The sequence below is a fragment of the Candidatus Endowatersipora endosymbiont of Watersipora subatra genome (genome assembly GCF_964026585.1).
GTDB lineage: Bacteria > Pseudomonadota > Alphaproteobacteria > Rhizobiales > Rhizobiaceae > Pseudahrensia.
This window is the reverse complement of sequence record NZ_OZ032160.1, coordinates 546,942-564,754: the sequence shown is the minus strand read 5'-3', so window position 1 is coordinate 564,754 and position 17,813 is coordinate 546,942. Positions and strand designations below refer to the sequence as shown.

At 38.3% G+C, this 17,813-nt stretch carries 16 protein-coding genes; 9 read left to right on the top strand and 7 right to left on the bottom strand.

Translation table 11 applies throughout. The annotated features are described in order from the left end of the window. Window positions 1–95 precede the first annotated feature (95 nt). The 7 genes from AAGD37_RS02620 (at window position 96) to gmk (ending at window position 6,927) form a co-directional block, all read left to right on the top strand. The gene (locus tag AAGD37_RS02620) at window positions 96–1,283 is read left to right on the top strand and encodes an ABC transporter substrate-binding protein (protein WP_341760021.1); all 1,188 of its coding nucleotides are present in this window, start codon (window positions 96–98) and stop codon (window positions 1,281–1,283) included. Between the two features lie 195 nt (window positions 1,284–1,478). Continuing rightward, a complete protein-coding gene (gene fabD / locus AAGD37_RS02615) occupies window positions 1,479–2,417 on the top strand; it encodes an ACP S-malonyltransferase (protein WP_341760020.1) in 939 nt (312 codons plus the stop codon). 59 nt (window positions 2,418–2,476) lie between these two features. Continuing rightward, window positions 2,477–3,214, top strand: a complete 738-nt coding sequence (gene fabG / locus AAGD37_RS02610; RefSeq protein WP_341760019.1) for a 3-oxoacyl-[acyl-carrier-protein] reductase — start codon at window positions 2,477–2,479, stop codon at window positions 3,212–3,214. A 109-nt stretch (window positions 3,215–3,323) separates the two neighbouring features. Beyond that, complete coding sequence (locus AAGD37_RS02605; protein WP_341760018.1) at window positions 3,324–3,560, top strand: acyl carrier protein; 237 nt, start codon at window positions 3,324–3,326, stop codon at window positions 3,558–3,560. Between the two features lie 110 nt (window positions 3,561–3,670). Then, window positions 3,671–4,930, top strand: coding sequence for a beta-ketoacyl-ACP synthase II (gene fabF, locus AAGD37_RS02600; RefSeq protein WP_341760017.1), 1,260 nt, complete (start codon window positions 3,671–3,673; stop codon window positions 4,928–4,930). A 228-nt stretch (window positions 4,931–5,158) separates the two neighbouring features. Beyond that, window positions 5,159–6,133 (top strand): endolytic transglycosylase MltG, encoded by a 975-nt coding sequence (gene mltG / locus AAGD37_RS02595; protein WP_341760016.1) that lies wholly within the window; start codon window positions 5,159–5,161, stop codon window positions 6,131–6,133. Between the two features lie 143 nt (window positions 6,134–6,276). Then, window positions 6,277–6,927: a guanylate kinase gene (gene gmk / locus AAGD37_RS02590; protein WP_341760015.1), complete on the top strand. Its 651-nt coding sequence runs from the start codon at window positions 6,277–6,279 to the stop codon at window positions 6,925–6,927. Window positions 6,928–7,014: 87 nt separating this feature from the next. Here gmk and rsmA read toward each other — a convergent pair whose 3' ends face one another. From rsmA to AAGD37_RS02560, 6 genes are all read right to left on the bottom strand, one after another. Beyond that, window positions 7,015–7,896 (bottom strand): 16S rRNA (adenine(1518)-N(6)/adenine(1519)-N(6))-dimethyltransferase RsmA, encoded by an 882-nt coding sequence (rsmA, locus tag AAGD37_RS02585; protein WP_341760014.1) that lies wholly within the window; start codon window positions 7,894–7,896, stop codon window positions 7,015–7,017. Then, the gene (gene pdxA, locus AAGD37_RS02580; protein WP_341760013.1) at window positions 7,893–8,957 is read right to left on the bottom strand and encodes a 4-hydroxythreonine-4-phosphate dehydrogenase PdxA; all 1,065 of its coding nucleotides are present in this window, start codon (window positions 8,955–8,957) and stop codon (window positions 7,893–7,895) included. The genes rsmA and pdxA overlap by 4 nt, the downstream gene beginning before the upstream one ends. A 20-nt stretch (window positions 8,958–8,977) precedes the next feature. Beyond that, a complete protein-coding gene (locus tag AAGD37_RS02575) occupies window positions 8,978–9,919 on the bottom strand; it encodes a SurA N-terminal domain-containing protein (RefSeq protein ID WP_341760012.1) in 942 nt (313 codons plus the stop codon). Next, window positions 9,916–12,222, bottom strand: a complete 2,307-nt coding sequence (locus AAGD37_RS02570) for an LPS-assembly protein LptD (protein WP_341760011.1) — start codon at window positions 12,220–12,222, stop codon at window positions 9,916–9,918. The genes AAGD37_RS02575 and AAGD37_RS02570 overlap by 4 nt, the downstream gene beginning before the upstream one ends. A 6-nt stretch (window positions 12,223–12,228) precedes the next feature. Next, window positions 12,229–13,311 carry an LptF/LptG family permease gene (locus AAGD37_RS02565; RefSeq protein WP_341760010.1) on the bottom strand — a complete coding sequence of 361 codons (1,083 nt, stop codon included), beginning with the start codon at window positions 13,309–13,311 and terminating at the stop codon, window positions 12,229–12,231. Window positions 13,312–13,404: 93 nt separating this feature from the next. Beyond that, window positions 13,405–14,427 carry an LptF/LptG family permease gene (locus AAGD37_RS02560; RefSeq protein WP_341760009.1) on the bottom strand — a complete coding sequence of 341 codons (1,023 nt, stop codon included), beginning with the start codon at window positions 14,425–14,427 and terminating at the stop codon, window positions 13,405–13,407. Window positions 14,428–14,687: 260 nt separating this feature from the next. Between AAGD37_RS02560 and AAGD37_RS02555 the strand changes: the two genes are divergently transcribed. Further along, the gene (locus AAGD37_RS02555; RefSeq protein WP_341760008.1) at window positions 14,688–16,190 is read left to right on the top strand and encodes a leucyl aminopeptidase; all 1,503 of its coding nucleotides are present in this window, start codon (window positions 14,688–14,690) and stop codon (window positions 16,188–16,190) included. Window positions 16,191–16,243: 53 nt separating this feature from the next. Further along, window positions 16,244–16,714, top strand: a complete 471-nt coding sequence (locus AAGD37_RS02550; RefSeq protein WP_341760007.1) for a DNA polymerase III subunit chi — start codon at window positions 16,244–16,246, stop codon at window positions 16,712–16,714. Between the two features lie 25 nt (window positions 16,715–16,739). Here AAGD37_RS02550 and AAGD37_RS02545 read toward each other — a convergent pair whose 3' ends face one another. Then, on the bottom strand, window positions 16,740–17,792 hold the full coding sequence (locus tag AAGD37_RS02545) for an NAD(P)/FAD-dependent oxidoreductase (RefSeq protein ID WP_341760006.1): 1,053 nt from the start codon (window positions 17,790–17,792) through the stop codon (window positions 16,740–16,742). Between the last annotated feature and the right edge of the window lie 21 nt (window positions 17,793–17,813).

The window sequence follows — 17,813 nt, the reverse complement described above, 5'->3', positions numbered from 1 at the left end:
GGAAAGGTTCCCAATTGAAGTTGAATACCTATTTATTCTTATCACAATTCAAAACGGAAATCATTTAAATGAGAGAAGAGTTGTAGGGAGATCTTATGCAAAGACTATTTATTGCATTAGCTATTTTTTTAAAGTTGACTAGCTCTGCATTTTCTGATGGTCAATTAATTAAAGTCGGTGTGATTCTCGGTTTTACAGGTCCAATTGAATCATTGACTCCAGATATGGCTTCTGCTGCTGAATTAGCTATGAAGGAAACGGCTGGCAATGTACTTGATGGAAAAACGGTAATTTCTGTTCGTGCTGATTCAACCTGTTTAGATGCAGCAGCAGCGACAGCCGCAGCGGAACGGTTAATTACAGCTGAAGGTGTTGTTGGAATTATAGGAGCAGACTGTTCCAGCGTTACAACAGCTATAGCTAATAATGTTGGTATCCCCAATGGAGTTGTCATTATATCACCTTCCGCAACATCCCCAGCACTTTCTACAATTAAGGATAAAGGTTTGTTTTTTCGCACGGCGCCATCTGATGCCCGTCAGGGTCAAGTTCTAGCTGATATTCTGAAAGTGAAAGGAATCACCAAGGTTGCTGTTACCTATACCAATAATGATTACGGTAAAGGATTAGCTGATTCATTTGGCATTGCTTTTCAAGCCCATGGTGGTGAAGTTGCTATTAGTGCTTCTCACGAGGATGGTAAGGCTGATTATTCTGCTGAAGTAGGTGCCCTCGCAGCTGCAGGTGCTGAATATCTTGCCGTTTTTGGTTATGTAGATCAAGGGGGTAAAAGTATTATTCAAACATCTCTTGATACAGGTGCTTTTGAAAAATTTATCCTTGCTGATGGCATGATTAGTAATAGCCTAATTGCAGCTATCGGCTCTGATCTCAACGGTACGATTGGCACGTTTCCTGGTTCACATTCATCAGGTTCAACTAAATTTAGAGCAGTAGCAAGTGCTTCTAGTTTTAAGAAAATTGACGGTCTATATATGCCGGAATCTTATGATTCTGCAGCCTTGATGATTCTTGCTATGCAAGCGGCTGGTTCGGCTGATCGGTCTTCTATCCCGAAGCATATCATGGATGTAGCCAATCCACCAGGTCATAAAATTCTTCCTGGTGAATTGAATAAAGCTCTAGAAATTCTAAAAGAGGGCGGTCAGATTGACTACGAAGGGGCATCCAACGTTCGGTTTACAAAAGTAGGTGAAGCAACTGGTTCTTTCAAGGAAATAGAAATTAGAAACAGCAAATTTGAAACTATTAAAATTCACTAAAACTCTTTATATTTTCATAATGATAAATAGTTAAGAGTTGATCTATTCGATTACAGTAAAAAAACTGTAGTTAATACTTTACGTCTTGACAAAATACTTTTAAATTGTCAGCATCACTAAGCCAGATTTCTCGATCTTCTTCGATGTTTAGCTTATTTTATTCAGTAGATTAGTACATTAGTACAGGAGTACAAGATGCTGGCCCTTACATTTCCTGGTCAAGGCTCTCAGTTCGTTGGTATGGGTCGTGATCTTGCCAATTCATATCCAGAATCTAGAGCTGTTTTTGATGAAGTTAATGAGGCACTGAATCAGAAACTCAGTGCACTGATGTGGGAAGGGGACGAGAATGAGTTGAAACTCACAGCTAATGCTCAGCCCGCTTTAATGTCTGTTAGTCTTGCGGTCATCAAGGCCCTAGAGTCTAAGGGGTTTCAAGTTAAAAATTCAGAATTTGTTGCTGGTCATAGTTTAGGGGAGTATTCAGCACTTGCTGCCGCTCATTCTTTGAGCATTTTTGATACAGCTCGCCTTTTGCGTATTCGTGGTAATGCTATGCAAGAAGCTGTTCCTGTTGGGTTGGGTGCTATGGCAGCTATTATCGGTCTTCAGGAAGAGAAATTAGAATTAATATGCGAATTAGTCTCTAGTTCTTCTTTATCGTGCCAAATTGCCAATGATAATGGTGGTGGACAATTAGTAATTTCTGGAAACAAATTGTCTGTTGATAAAGCCTGCGAAATGGCGAGGGAATATGGAGCGAAGCAGGTGTTATTGCTTCCTGTATCCGCACCATTCCACTCTTCTTTGATGGAACCCGCTGCCCAAATTATGGCTGAAGCTCTTGAGAAGATCTCAATAAACCCAACCATAGTACCATTGATCTCTAACGTTTCGGCAAAACCAATTTCAGACCCAGATGATATCAAGAAAAGATTAGTAGAGCAGGTTACTGGTCGAGTTCGATGGAATGAAAGTATACGTTTTATGTGCTCCAAGGGAATAAGACATATTTGGGAGATAGGTCCTGGTAAAGTATTAAGTCGTCTTATTCGCCGTATTGATCATCAGATAGAAACGAGAACAATCGGCGATTCTGATGATATTAATCAAGCCCTTAAATCGATTTCTTGATACCTTGACTTTAGGACTGAGGATTTTTAATTTTTCTGTATTTCTATTTGGAGATATCCATGTTTGACCTCACCGGTAAGAAAGCCCTTATTACAGGTGCATCTGGTGGAATAGGAGAAGCTATTGCAAAGCACATGCATTCTTATGGTGCTATAGTTGGCCTTCATGGTACAAGAGAAGAAAAACTTTTCTCTATAGCTAACCAATTAGGTGAGCGTGTTTATGTTTTTTCTTTTGACCTTTCAGTTGCTTCTCATGTTAAATCTCTTGCGAGAACAGCAGAGAGGGATATGAAAGGTGTTGACATTTTAGTCAATAATGCAGGTGTTGCCCGTGACAGTCTTTTTGTACGTATGAGTGATGAAGATTGGAATCATGTTATTACTATCAATCTGACCTCTATATTTCAGTTAACACGCAAGATGATTTATCCGATGCTACGTAGAAGGTTTGGCCGTGTTGTGAATATTACCTCAGTAGTTGGGATCATCGGAAATCCGGGTCAAGCAAACTATTGTGCCTCCAAGGCTGGTATGATTGGCATGTCTAAATCTCTTGCCATAGAAATCGCGAGCCGTGGTATTACAGTTAATTGTGTAGCGCCTGGATTCATTAAAACACAGATGGCAAATACACTCGATGATAAGAAAAAAAATGCGATTCTTAGCTCAGTTCCTGCCAAAAGGCTTGGAAAACCTGAGGAGGTAGCGAGTGTTGTAACTTACTTAGCAGGAAGTGAGGCCTCTTACATTACAGGTCAAACAATACATGTCAACGGTGGCATGGCAATGATCTGAAATACCTGTGAATTTATGAACGTACCAGATCTGTCTAATTACGCTTGATCTGTGAGCTCGCCTTAACTAGTTAATAGCAAACACAAGCGGATAAACCGGAGAAATGAAAATGAGTGACACTTCAGAACGTGTAAAAAAGATCGTAATCGAGCATCTTAGCGCTGATCCTGAAAAAGTTATCGAGGCGGCATCATTTATCGATGATCTTGGTGCGGACAGTCTTGATACAGTTGAGCTAGTTATGGCTTTCGAAGAAGAATTTGGTGTTGAAATTCCTGATGATGCAGCTGAAACAATTCAGACTGTAGGTGATGCAGTGAAATATCTTGAAGAGAACAAAACCTGATTTTTAATCGGTGTTATCATAATCAATTTATTTTTGCTTGTGTCCCCATATTCTTTCATTTTTCTAACTTTTGTCATTTCATTAAGTTTCTTTAAAAAGTGGGAATGACGATGAGACGTGTCGTAGCCACAGGCATTGGTTCTGTTACACCGCTTGGCGGTGATGCTGAAACAACTTGGTCAAATATCCTAAAAGGAAAAAATGCTGCCGCCAGAGTCACAAAATTCGAAGTTGAAGATTTACCATCCAAAATTGCTTGTGAATTACCAATCGGTGATACCGCTTCTGGTCATTTTAGTCCTGATGACTGGATGGAGGTCAAGGAGCAACGTAAAGTTGATCCATTTATTGTCTATGCAGTTTCAGCGGCTTCCCAGGCTTTAAATGATGCTGGATGGCATCCCTCTACTGATGAAGAAAAAAATACTACCGGTACAATTATCGGTTCTGGTATCGGTGGCTTGCAAGGTATCGAGCAAACATCTTTTCTTCTCGCCGAACGAGGACCGCGTCGGGTTAGCCCATTTTTTATTCCTGGTCGATTAATCAATCTTGCATCAGGTTATGTCTCCATCATGCACGGCTTACGAGGGCCCAATCATTCTGTTGTCACGGCTTGTTCAAGCGGAGCACATGCGATTGGTGATGCTGGTCGTATGATTGCATTGGGTGATGCTGATGTTATGGTAGCCGGAGGCGCTGAATCACCAGTTTGTCGTTTATCACTGGCAGGATTTGCTGCCTGTAAAGCTTTATCGACGAGTTATAATGATACTCCGAAAAAAGCATCCCGTCCATGGGACAATAGTCGCGATGGATTTGTTATGGGAGAGGGAGCCGGTATTGTTGTACTTGAAGAATTAAAGCATGCAAGAGCACGTGGAGCAAAGATCTATGGTGAACTCATTGGTTACGGTTTGTCAGGGGATGCCTTTCATATTACAGCACCCTCAGAAAATCATGAAGGGGCCTACCGCGCAATGTTTGCCAGTTTAAAACGTGCAAGAATTGATGCTTCTGAGATTGATTATGTAAATGCCCATGCGACATCTACAATGGCTGATACAATGGAATTATGTGCAGTCCAGCGTCTTGTAGGTAAAGCCTCTTTTAAACTCTCAATGTCTTCGACAAAGTCAGCTATTGGTCATTTGCTGGGAGCCGCTGGATCCGTTGAAGCTATTTTCTGTCTTCAAGCGATGCGGGATAATAAACTTCCCCCAACTCTTAATCTTGAGAATACAGATATCAAGACACCAATCGATCTGGTTCCTAAAGTTTCTAAAGAAAAAGAACTAACAACAGTCTTGTCGAACTCATTTGGTTTTGGAGGAACTAACGCTTCTCTGATTTTCCGTAAAATGATTTAGGATCTGATTTTTTTCGATGGTTACTTCTCTTCGTTATCAGACGATAAGGATGATATCAAGAACTTAATTTGGTTTGCATAGAACTCAAATTATCATCTAAAATCAGGAGTATGTAGATAATGTTTTTTATATCAAAAGAATCCAATGCAGTTAACCTTAGCAAATAATCTTCTGATTTATTTTCTCTCTTTCTTTAGATTTTTTATATTAGTTACTCTCTTTCTGTTTATGCTCCTCTTCCTCTCTGCCTGGTATGGAAATAAAAAATTTAAGGATGAGGGTCCATTAAGAAAAGAAACAACTTATGTAGTTCAAAGAGGGTCAACATTTCATTCTATTGAACCAGATCTTATTGCACGTGATATCATTCCTCGCCAAGGAGGATTAGATATGTTTTTATGTGCTGTATGGATGTTAGGAAAATCATCACAGCTGAAAGCGGGAGAATTTCTATTTTTACCAGGGATGAGCATGTATGATATTGTAAAAACGCTCACAGAAGGACCTGTTATTGAATATTCGATCACTTTTCCTGAAGGTTGGACATCTTATCAGATTATGAAAAAGATCCAGGTTGACACAAGACTAGTTGGGGGACTTCCCTCTATGCCCTTGGAGGGAACATTGCTTCCCAATACATATTTTTTTCCGCGTGGAACCAGTCGTATAGAGCTTATCAATAGAATAAAACAAGCTCAAAAAAAAGAATTAGCAAGAATTTGGGCGACGCGCTCTGAGGGATTACCTGTTAAAACAGAATCAGAATTGGTCATTTTAGCTTCAATTGTTGAGAAAGAAACTAGCATTCATAATGAACGATCTCACATTGCATCTGTATTTATGAATCGGCTTAATAAAGGGATGCGACTCGAATCAGATCCCACAATCATATATGGAATATTTGGTGGAAAAAGGAAACCAAAGGGAAGGCCAATATACCGCTCGGATATACGCCATGCGACACCTTATAACACCTATCGAATTAATGGGCTCCCACCAACACCAATCACCAATCCTGGATTGGCATCCATGAAAGCTGTTGCTCAGCCTCTGAAAACTAGTGACTTGTTTTTTGTTGCTGACGGGAGGGGGGGGCATTTTTTTTCTGAAACACTGCAACAGCATAACGATAATGTTTTAAAATGGCGAAATCTTAAGAAGAAAAAGGAAAGCATTAAGGTTCACTATCATCAATATCAGTAAAGATATTAAAGACAATAAAACTAAAATCCTATATTTTTAAAATTCTAGTAAGAATTTTATGTCAATCAAATGAATTCTTTAATGGGATAAGTAGGTTTTTAAAGTCAAATTTTAATTTATCAGCTACTATATGTGAAGTAAGAATGCATAGACTCAGCCAAAAACTTAACTTTTCTTTTGAAAGAAAAGGACTGATGTTTGTATTGTCATCTCCTTCTGGTGCAGGAAAATCAACGATTGCCCGTCATCTTTTGCAAGAGGAACCACGCTTATCTCTTTCAGTTTCTGTTACTACTAGGAAACGACGTCCTAATGAAATTGAAGGAACCGATTATCTATTTAAATCCAAAAATGAGTTCGATATGGTTCGTGAAGGGAATGGTCTTTTAGAATGGGCAAACGTTCATGGCAATTTTTACGGTACTCCGTTGGAGCCAGTCGAGCAAGCCATGGCTGAAGGTCGGGACATGTTATTTGATATTGATTGGCAGGGTGCCTTAAAAATTTTTGAGAGAGCGCCGGCTGACATTGTTAGCGTCTTCATACTACCACCATCGATAGCCGAGTTAAAGAATCGTCTTATCTTTCGTGCTGAAGACACAAAAGATGTTATTGACGAACGACTGGAGAATGCCCGTAATGAGATTGGACATTGGATTGATTACGACTATATTGTTATTAACGATGATTTAGATAGGGCATTTTCAGAAGTTAAGTCCATCTTACAATCTGAACGACTCAGGCGGGATCGTCAGGTTGGTATTGGTAATTTTATCTCAGATATGCTGACCTAGAAATGAATAGAATCATCAAACATAACACAGCATTGTTCTTGTCAGACCGTTTTCATTATAGAAAAACTTAAAGTAAAATCTCTTTCATTAATTATGCTCTATCTGAATTTCTGAATTGTTAGAGAATCTTTCCATTGCTTGTGCTAAGGCTACAAATTGCTCTAAAATGAGTTCTTCTGCTCGTGCTGTGGGATTGATATTAACTTCTGTCAGAAGAGCAGCACCACCAATTGATTTTAGATTCTGTCTTAAAGTTTTTCGTCTTTGCTGAAAAGCCATTTTTGTTACGAGGATTAGTGATTCCTTTGATACTAGAAGAGGACTGGTTCTTGGATAGATAACGACAACAGATGTTGAAACTTTGGGAGATGGAAAAAATACTTTTGGAGATAAATCAAAAGTAATTTTGGACCATGTTCGCCAACTCGAAAAAACCCCTAGTCGTCCCCATGATTTATCACGTGGGGATGCAGTAATGCGTTGGGCTACTTCTTTTTGAAAAAGGAGAGCCATTGCGTTCCAACCTGCAGGCCATCGGTCTCCACTTAACCAGCTCATCAACAAGGGGGTGGCAATGTTGTACGGTAGGTTTGAAATAATTTTGTAATTTACAGAACCAGTTATTTTTTTTACGATATCATCTATGTTAATCTTGAGGGCATCCCCAATATGGTATTCTAGTCGACCGTTGCTAGCAGAACAAATTTCTTCCAATACTGGAATGAATCTCTCATCCCGTTCGATAGAAATAACTTTCTGAGCTCCACTAGAGAGTAAAGCACGTGTTAGACTACCGGGACCTGAGCCTACTTCAACAACAGTTTCTCCGTTTAACGAACCGAGCTGTCTAGCAATCTTCATATTGATATTCAAGTCGAGAATAAAATTCTGGCTGAATTTTTTTTGGGGAGTTAGATTATATTTTTCAATAATCTTGCGCGGAGAGGGAAGACGATCAAGATAGCTCATATCTGATCAACTTTATCGACTCTATCTTCTTGTGCTTTCATGGAGGCGACCATATGGAGGGCTGAAATGAAACTTAAAGGATTGGCTTTTCCTGTACCTGCAAGATCAAAAGCAGTTCCGTGATCTGGAGAGGTACGAATAAAAGGTAATCCCAGTGTTACATTAACTGTTTGGTGAAAGGCAAGAGTCTTCACAGGTATCATAGCCTGATCATGATACATACAGATTGCTACATCATAATTTCGTCTTGCCTCTTCATGAAACATGGTATCACTGGGGAAAGGTCCAAAAGCTTTAATTCCTTTTAATTTTAAAGCTTCAACTGCTGGAGAAATAATCATTCGGTCTTCCTTACCCATTAAACCATTTTCTCCAGCATGGGGGTTAAGACCAGAAATTGCCAACCTGGGACTAGAAATACCAAATTGGGTGATTAAGCTTTGTGTAGTGATTGTACAGATTTCAACAATTAACTGTGTGTTAAGATGATGTATAATCAGTTGAAGAGGAAGGTGGATTGTAACGGGAACAGTACGAAGTTTAGAGTTTACTAGCATCATAACAGCTTGTAATTTTTTATTTTCTTCAGTCCATTTTCGTGCGAGATGAGCCAGATATTCAGTATGTCCTGAATAGCAAAATCCAAAATCGTAAAGTGTTTTCTTGTTGATCGGTAAGGTGACAATACCACAAACTTCTCTCTCCCATGCCAATGTAATACACTTATCAATAGATTCAATCACACCTACATTATCAGAAAAGTTAGGTTTTCCAGGTAAGGCTTCAAATGAATAGCCTAACGGTATAACCTTTACACTATAATCATTCTTTGCCTTATGCGAAGAAACCTCATGTAGAGATACTTCAATAATTGGAATGTTAATTGATAAAAGTTTAGCTCGTTCTCGCAAATGTTCTGGGTCTGCGACAACAATAAAGAAAGGTAGAGGATCAATGACGCCTTGATGAGCTTTTTTGCAAGCTAGCAATAAAACATCAGCACCAACTCCAGCTGGTTCTCCGATGCTGACAGCGATAGGAAGAAGATTATTTGTTAACATTGGTCAATACGATTCGTATTCTATCTATATTTGATAATACTGCGCGTTTTGATCAAATCAAAATAATCTTTTTCAATTTTTTTTATAGACTCTTTTGAATAGCGATCATCAAAAAAATCGATCGCATTGTCTGAGAACACCGTGCGTATCTTACAAACCGCTAGCATCTCAATCCCACGATCTGTAAACTGAGGATTCGATATTCCTCCAACAGGTGTTGTTTTCAACAAATCCCTCCATCTCTTGGGGAGCTCGTCTCTTAATTTTCGGCCCCTATCGATTACGGCAACATCGTTGAACTCTTGTGCTAAAGCAAGAGAGGAATCACACCCTTTAAATTTTTTTCTAAATTTTTTAGACTCTGTCTGTCTATGATTAAGAATCAGTGAACGTTGTGTTATAGGAATGGTAAATACAACTTGCTGAAAGGTGTATTCTGTAGTGTTCTTAACCGATTCTTCAATAGGAGATAGCCATGATTGACTTCTCTTTTCGATTCTTGATCTGTTAATCATCTTGGTACTAACGGCCCTTTGCCAACTAATTTGCGTCCTAATATATTTCTTGAATTCTATAATGGTGATCCCTGATTCATTCATGATTTGATTAAGTCTGCTAAGAGAAATTTTATTACTCTTAGCAAAACCAAGATAAGCAATCTCTACCTCCTTTTTGTGAGCAACAGTACCAATTCTGTTAGCTTCTTGCATTTTTAGAACTTCATCAATGAGTTCTTGTAAAACTTTTTTTTTGATATTTCCTTGTTCACCTCTTAATCGAAAAAAGGCGGTTCGATGTCTTATATCATTGTTCGTGATGATCTGATTGTTCACGATAATTGCTATTTGGCTACTAGCTTTGGCAAAGGGAGAAAACAGTGAGTCTCCGACAATTGTCAAAAGAGTAGCAATCAACATTACACCTTGTATCTGGATAGTAAATTTAAGATCTGCTAAATTCATTGATAGTCTCCAATTGTTCGCAAACTGATATTGAAAGTAACTGATCTTCTGATTTCATTGAGTGAGTCATAAGATTTCTCCTCTGAAAATTCCAATGAGAAGTTGAAGCAATTATTGTTGTATGATAATCTCAAATAATCCTCGATAATCTTATTTTGGTGGATGTTAAACAAAGCCGAACTTAATAAATTCCAATTCTTTTTAAACTTATAATTTGTAGATATACCAATGTATTGGTTAGAAAGAGGTGATTCATAATGATTCATAGGTTGGATATAGGTATAGTTTGTGCTAAAAGATAAGGTTTGTGTTCTGTAATTGATTCTCGTTTCTGCACGCTGAGGCGTGAATTTATCTTTGTCAAAGCGTGCGTTTGCAATGACGTCTAATCTTGATGAGGTATTTACTTCCAGAGATGCAACATAATCAGATCGTTCTGTTTTTAGTCCAGAAACAACTATGAATCTTTCTAGATTCCTTTCTAGAGCGTAAGGGTTCTGTCCGTTGAGATGAAAAGATTGACTAAATAAGGCATCAAAAGTGATACCGTTTTGAATAATGCCTGAGTATTGGACACCAATATTAGTCCGCAATCCCCTTTCGATAGGATCAAATCCATAGAAATTATTATAAGAAAAAAGTCGGTTCGTATCAAAAACCAGTCTTTGTACTTCTTCTTTATCCGGATAAAGACCCTGAGTCTGATGGGCAAGATCAGGTCTTATAAGCATTTGCATAACAGGCTCGATAATATGCCTGGATGTCTTTGTTCGAAGCAGAAGCGGATAACGTACTTCGAGTGCAGCCATTGGCATAAAATCACTGACTAGTATTGATTTTAACATAGTTGGATTTGTTGTGTTAAACTTAGTCCAATCTCCTTTCATTGAAAAGGATGGGGTTAGCATCAATCCTTCAGAAGTTATAACTGTTTTTTTCCAGATGAGGTCTGATGAAATTCGAGTTCTTTTCTTATATGCCTCATGTAAAGGAGTTAAAACAGAGGACTCAATCCCGTAATCTCGATCAAGATTAGTAACACTGACATTAAGATTTATTTCTCCACCTGCATAATTGTCACTTGTGACATAGTTATAGTCAAATAAAGGTAGCACTTTTTCCTGATAGTTTAGAATAAGAGAATCAGTAATCTGAATTTTGTATTTTCTGGCAGACAGGTTGAAGAAACTTCTTTCATAGGATCCCGTTAGATAAATCTTGTTAACGAATTTTTCGTCATTGTATTCGTCGAGTTTAAAAGTAAAGGGAAAATTGCTGTCTGTAGTAGCTAGAATCGTCCATCCCAATATTAAAGGTAAGGGTAGATTAAATTTAAGTTTTCCGTTTGAAGCGATGAGGCCACCTATTTTTTTTGTTTTATCAGGAGAGCTATCAAGAGTTTTTTCTGAACGGTGCCTCATTCCCGATGCTTTTAGCGAATAGAAGCCATTTTCGAGTTGATGTTGCCATTTCATATCTACGAACAAACCTTTTCGATGGGAAGCCGTAGTCGTTAGAGTGAGATCATAGGAGGTACCGCTTGCAATAAAATAGGGTTGCCTATACCAAACTCCTAGTTTGTCATTATAGCCAAACTCTGGTATCTGAAATCCAGTTTTTAGGTTAGAATTTGAATAAGCGTGACGGAACCAAGGGAGATAAGCTATTGGTTTCCCCAAAAATTCTAAGTACGCTTTTTCATAAGTTACAATTTGATTTGTTCTATCAATAATTATCTTCTCTGCTTTGGCTTGCCAAATAGGATCCTCTTCAACGGACTCACAGGCAGTATAAACGCCATGATTAAAAATTATTCTTTGCCTGGTAAATTGTTGAGCACTCTCCGATGAGATCCAAGTATTATCTGGTGTCTTGATGCGCAATCCTTTGGCAAATCCCTCTCCGAAATCATTCGTGATGTCAATTTCTTCTGCATAAATATGATTTCCGTTCGGTTCAACAATTTCTACATTACCTAATCCATAAATACGTTTTGTTTTCTGATTGTAGGAAAGCCTGTTGGCAAGCATAGTATAGCCATCATATTTCATATGAACATTATCTTTAGCTATAATGATCTCTGACTTTTTATCATAAATCAGCTGACCGGCGGTCAAAAAGAGTCGATCTTGCAGAGAATTCTCAAAGAGAGTATTTGCATATACCGATAACAAAGATATACTAACACTGAAGGCATAAAAACTAATTGTTAAACTTGCTAACAAAGGGAGCGAAACGAGATTTTTCCACAAGAAAGGTAGACTGAGGGGTCTGTATGCAATTGCATTTTCTGTGAAAGTCATTTTTTCTTAACCATCTTCCTGATGTAATAAAATGGTAATGCTCAGCAACGTTGCGACGAATGGAGGGGACCAAGCCGCTAAAACAGGTGATATTAGTCCATTATTAGCAAAAGTCAGGACCAATTCTGCTACGATGTACAGCATAAAAGCGATCAGAATGCCACTCAAAATGACTAGATTGCTAGTTCCTTCTACCAATCTTAGAGAAAAGGAAGCTGCAATTAAAACCATAGCAACGAACAAAAGAGGTTGAGAGAGCATAGCGTGAAATTGAGTCAAAAATGGGTTTGGGTTTCGGCCCGCATCTTCTGCGCGACTAGCTTGCTCACGTAATCTCCAGAACGGCATAGATTTTGCATCGGTTTTCTTGATCAAAAGATCATATTCGTTAATGTCTACGTTTAGATCGACGCTTGTTATTTTCTTTCTGACTTTTCCTGATTCAGTGGCTACAACATCCATGAGTCGGTAACGGGCTATGCCATTTTCTCCCACTAGGAAGTGAGCTTGTTCTGCATCAAACCGAACTCCTATTTCCCCCTCCAATGTGAATAGATAGGCTGTTACACCTTTCAGATTCTTACCTGACTCTCCACTAACTCTTGCATAAATAATCATTTCACCATCGCTACTCATGGCCCTTAACCAAAATTTTTTTGAATTATTAGTAAAAACCGACGCTTCTACACTTTGAGATTGAATCTGACTCTTAAGAGCTAATGAGTGATAGACCAATGAAGAGAACAGCCCTATCGCAGCAGCTGTCATGATAAACGGTGTTAAAATTTGCCAGACTGAAATCCCGGATGCACGTGCAATCACTAATTCGAATGTTTGATTTAGTCGGAAAAATGAAGCCATTGCAGCAAATAAAACGATAAATGGTAAAATTTGACCGGAAAAATGAGGAGCTCGCAAGAATGCGATCTTAATAATATCATAGAAGATTATACTTTTTTGTGTTGCTAATTTTCGAGAAAGCTCGATCAGATCGAAAGTAAAGATCAAAAAAAAGAAAACTATGTATAAGAAGACAATTTTTCGAACAAAATCTCTCGTGAGATAAAAGCCCATTTTGGATAAAATCATATTGTTACCGATTCCAAAGACTCTATTAGACTCTTTTCCTTTTTTAAAATCTGTACCTATCTGTGGTTAAATTTTTAAGAAAATTAGAATTTATTATCTACGAGATAAAGAGTAGGCCGTAATGAAAATAGATAAAATAGGAATTCCCCAGACGACGAAGAGCATTAAGGGTTGAGTCCGAAGGATCTCTTCTGCAAAAAGAGTTATAGCACGAAGAAATAGGCATGTTATTGTTGGAACAATCAGGGATAATCTAGAGCTCACTCCTCTGGGATGCGGTCTGAAGGCAGAAATAAGGAGCAACAAAGTTACTACTATGGGGTAAAGACCTCCGGTCAGTCGGCTGTGTAATTCCACCCGATAATCGCCTTTCTTTTCTTTGAAGAGGCGATCATTTTGCTCAGGATTTAAAAGATGAAAAGTTGAGATTTCTATCTGACTGACAGGACCTGATTTTTTGGGTTTAGAGAATGCTGATAGATTGAAAGCGTAAGAATTAAATTCAATAATTGAAATTGTCCTTTTGTTTTTGATCTGATGATGAATTTGACCATTTTTGATAACTAGAAAAGCTTCTTCTTTGATTTTTTTTATTGTTCCTGACTTGGCTAGATAAGTAAAAGTTTCGTTCGGATCACGCGTATCAACAATGAAGACGCCTTTCAGGATACCACCTGGCTCACGGCTGGAAACATGGAAAGTCAGCCCTTTGCCAACACTCTGAAATCGTCCTTCTTTAATAACTACAGATATAAGATCTGATTTCACCTCTGTTCCGAAACGACGAAGGGTTGCCATTGAGATAGGACCAAGCCATAAATGGAGTGTGTAGACTAGTAAGGATGTGAGGAGGCCAAGTACTAAAAATGGTTTTACCAGCAACATCTGAGACAATCCGGTTGAATGTATTGCAACCATCTCAGAATTGTTATTAAGGTTGTTGATCGTATAGCTCAATCCAATAAGAAGGGCCAATGGAATAGTAGATGCTGTCAGCATAGGAACGGATAAACTGGTCATTTGCAAATAGGTCAGGATACTTTGACCTTTGCTGAGAAGAAGATCAACTTCCTGAATAGCACGGATAACCCATACTAAGCTAATGAGTAAAGCCATTGTTATAAGAAATGAAATAAGGGCTTTGGTGAATAAGTACCGCTCAATAAGCGACAGCCACATTACTATCATCCAAGACTAAGTTTAACTTGAAAAAAAAGTGTGTGAAGATGTCGATGGACGAAGACAACTCATGGATTCTCCTAGAATAATCGGTAAGAACGATTGAAATGCTACTGTTTCTTAAAATACATTTATTATTTACACTTAATCATCAAATAGGCATAATGGTTCCTTGAATTTTTCCTTTCGGAGTTCTTATGAGTCAGTTAGTAGATATTAAATTTTCCAATGCTCTTTTACCTAAAAAAGGCGTGATAGTCATCCTTTGTGATAAGGAGATAAAATGGGATCCAAGTTTTTATAACTGGCCGATCCTCCCTGCTGTTAAAAAAGCAATCAAGTCTAGCGGATACAAAGCTGATTTTACTGAGACACTTAATATCTTAACTCCTGAAGGAAGTGAACTCGACTCTGTTATCCTTCTTGGATTAGGAGATCGAGATAATCTCGTCGATTATTCATGGTTAACACTTGGTGGTAAGATAATGGATAATCTTAGTAAATTAAGTACAAAGGCAAAGGGTTGTATAACAATATGTCTTGATTTGGATTTATCCTCAGGCGAGAGAGCTAATGCGAGCCAAGCAACAGACTTTGCTTTGGGATTACTGTTATCTTCTTACCGTTTTGATAAGTATAAAACAAAAGATAAGAAGATAGAAACAGCAGTGAGAGTGACTATTAAAACAAAAGTAGTTAGGACTGCTAAAAAAATATGGGAAGAAAAGTTGGGTCTTGGTGAAGGTGTGATACTAGCCCGAAATTTAGTCAATGAGCCGGCGAACGTCTTGATTCCAAAAGAACTTGTTAATCGCAGTAGCGAGTTAACAAAGATGGGATGCAAGGTCGACCTTCTCTACGAGAAGGATATGAGAGAACTAAAAATGGAGTCACTTTTGGGAGTGGCTCAAGGCTCGAGGAATTCTCCTTGTGTAGCTATTTTACGCTGGAATGGAGGGAAGCCGAAGGAAAAACCTATTGCCTTTATTGGTAAAGGAGTGACCTTCGATACAGGTGGAATATCCATTAAGCCAGCTGCTAGCATGGAGAATATGAAAGGTGATATGGCAGGAGCTGCAGCAGTTGTTGGCCTGATGTATGCACTAGCTTCTCGTAAAGCCAAAACAAATATTGTTGGTATTATTTCTGCAGTCGAGAATATGCCAGATGGCAATGCGCAGAGACCAGGAGACATCGTTACATCAATGTCAGGTCAGACAATTGAGATTGTGAATACTGATGCAGAAGGGCGCCTCATCCTCGCCGATATTTTATGGTATTGTCAATCCGAATTCAAACCAAGATCTATGATTAATTTAGCAACACTAACTGGGGCTATTTTAGTTTCTCTCGGCAGGCATCATGCGGGTTTGTTTTCTAACAGTGATGAATTATCTGAGCAACTGGTAAAATCAGGTCTAAAAACAGAAGAAAGAATCTGGCGGATGCCTTTAGGTGTTGAATATGATAAAATGATCAACTCTGAGAATGCTGATATGAAAAATATTGGTGATCGTTTTGCTGGTTCAATAACTGCAGCTCAGTTTTTACAACGCTTTGTTAACAAAACCCCTTGGGCTCATCTAGATATTTCAGGAGTAGCTATCGAATCAACTCAAAATGCAATTAATTACTCTTGGGGTTCAGGCTATGGCGTGAGATTACTCGATCGTTTTGTTGCGGATTATTGTGAACGTTAAAATGAGAACGAACTAAGGATGATGAGAAGCTCATTTTCAATTTTTGAAGTCTTGTGACCCAAATTCTGTTTTACCATTTAAATAATCAATCTTTGGGTAAGGTCTTACATAGACTTTTAGAACGCAGTCTGGAGCGCGACTGGCGTGTTGCTATTCAGTGCAAGACTCGTTCCCGTCTTGATGCTTTAGATACATACCTTTGGACTTTTAGCGATGAAAGTTTTTTACCTCACGCGGCAGAAGGATCAATGGTTGAAGAAGCCACTTTCCATCCTATATGGTTGACAATTAAAGATGATAATTTAAACAACGCCCACATTCGATTCCTGATTGATAATGCAGAGCCACCTGATATGAGAAACTATGAGCGTTGTGTTTTTATGTTTGAAGGCAGTGACTTAGAAGCCGTTTCAGGCGCACATATTCAATGGAAGGCCTTAAAATGTCAAAATCATGAATTGATCTATTGGCAACAGAATGGAAGAAATTGGATAAAAAAAACGTCTTTATCAAGACAAGATTAAGAGACTTGATCAAGGAAAATTCTGATTAATCCGAAACGTCAACGCCAAGCTTCTTATGTAAGCTTGTTGATGATGTTGTATATTGAAAAACGTTGTTTTCGTGGGGTGTAATGTATTTCTTAGCACTATGGGCCATCAGAGCAGCCTCATGAAAACCAGAAAGAATCAGTTTAAGCTTACCAGGATAAGTATTAATATCTCCGATTGCATATATGCCAGATTCATTGGTTGAAAACCTCTCGGTGTCAACAGGAATAAGATTCTCGTTCAGGTTTAATCCCCAATTCGCTATTGGACCTAACTTAATAGTCAAACCAAAAAAAACCAGCATACGCGAACAAACTATTTTTGATAATCTTCCGTCACTATCTTTGAGTAAAGCACCCCTTAATTTATTATTATCACCATACAATTCGGTGATTTGACCCAACCGAAATTGTATTTTTTTAGCTTCAATCAGTGCTTTGACCTTGATTACGCTATTAGGAGAAGCTCTGAATCTGTCACGTCTATGGACTAACGTTACAGAATTAACAATCGGTTCTAAGCTAAGCGTCCAATCGAGGGCGGAATCTCCACCACCAAGGATCAATAAATCATGATCTCGAAATTCTTCAATATAACGAACAGAATAAAAAACTGATTGATTTTCATAATGTTTAATACCAGAAATAGGAGGACGTTTGGGCTGAAAAGACCCTCCACCAGCTGCAATGACAACGACCTTTGCATTGATTCGTTCATCTTTATCTGTTGTTATTGTAAAAGAGTGATTCTTTTCACGATGGAATGATGTTACCATGCTGTTGAGATGAAAAACCGGATTAAAAGGTTGAATTTGATTCATCAAACGATCAGTTAATTCCTGTCCTGAAATTTTTGTCCATGCAGGAATGTCATAAATTGGCTTTTCCGGATAGAGTTGAGCGCATTGACCTCCAGTCTTATCCAAAATATCAATAAGATGGCAGTTGAGACCCAACAATCCTAGCTCGAAAACAGCGAAAAGACCAACGGGTCCAGCTCCTACTATTATAACATCTGTTGATTGAATTTCTCTCGCTGGCTTTTGAATCATTAAGGCTATCTATTCTTTGAA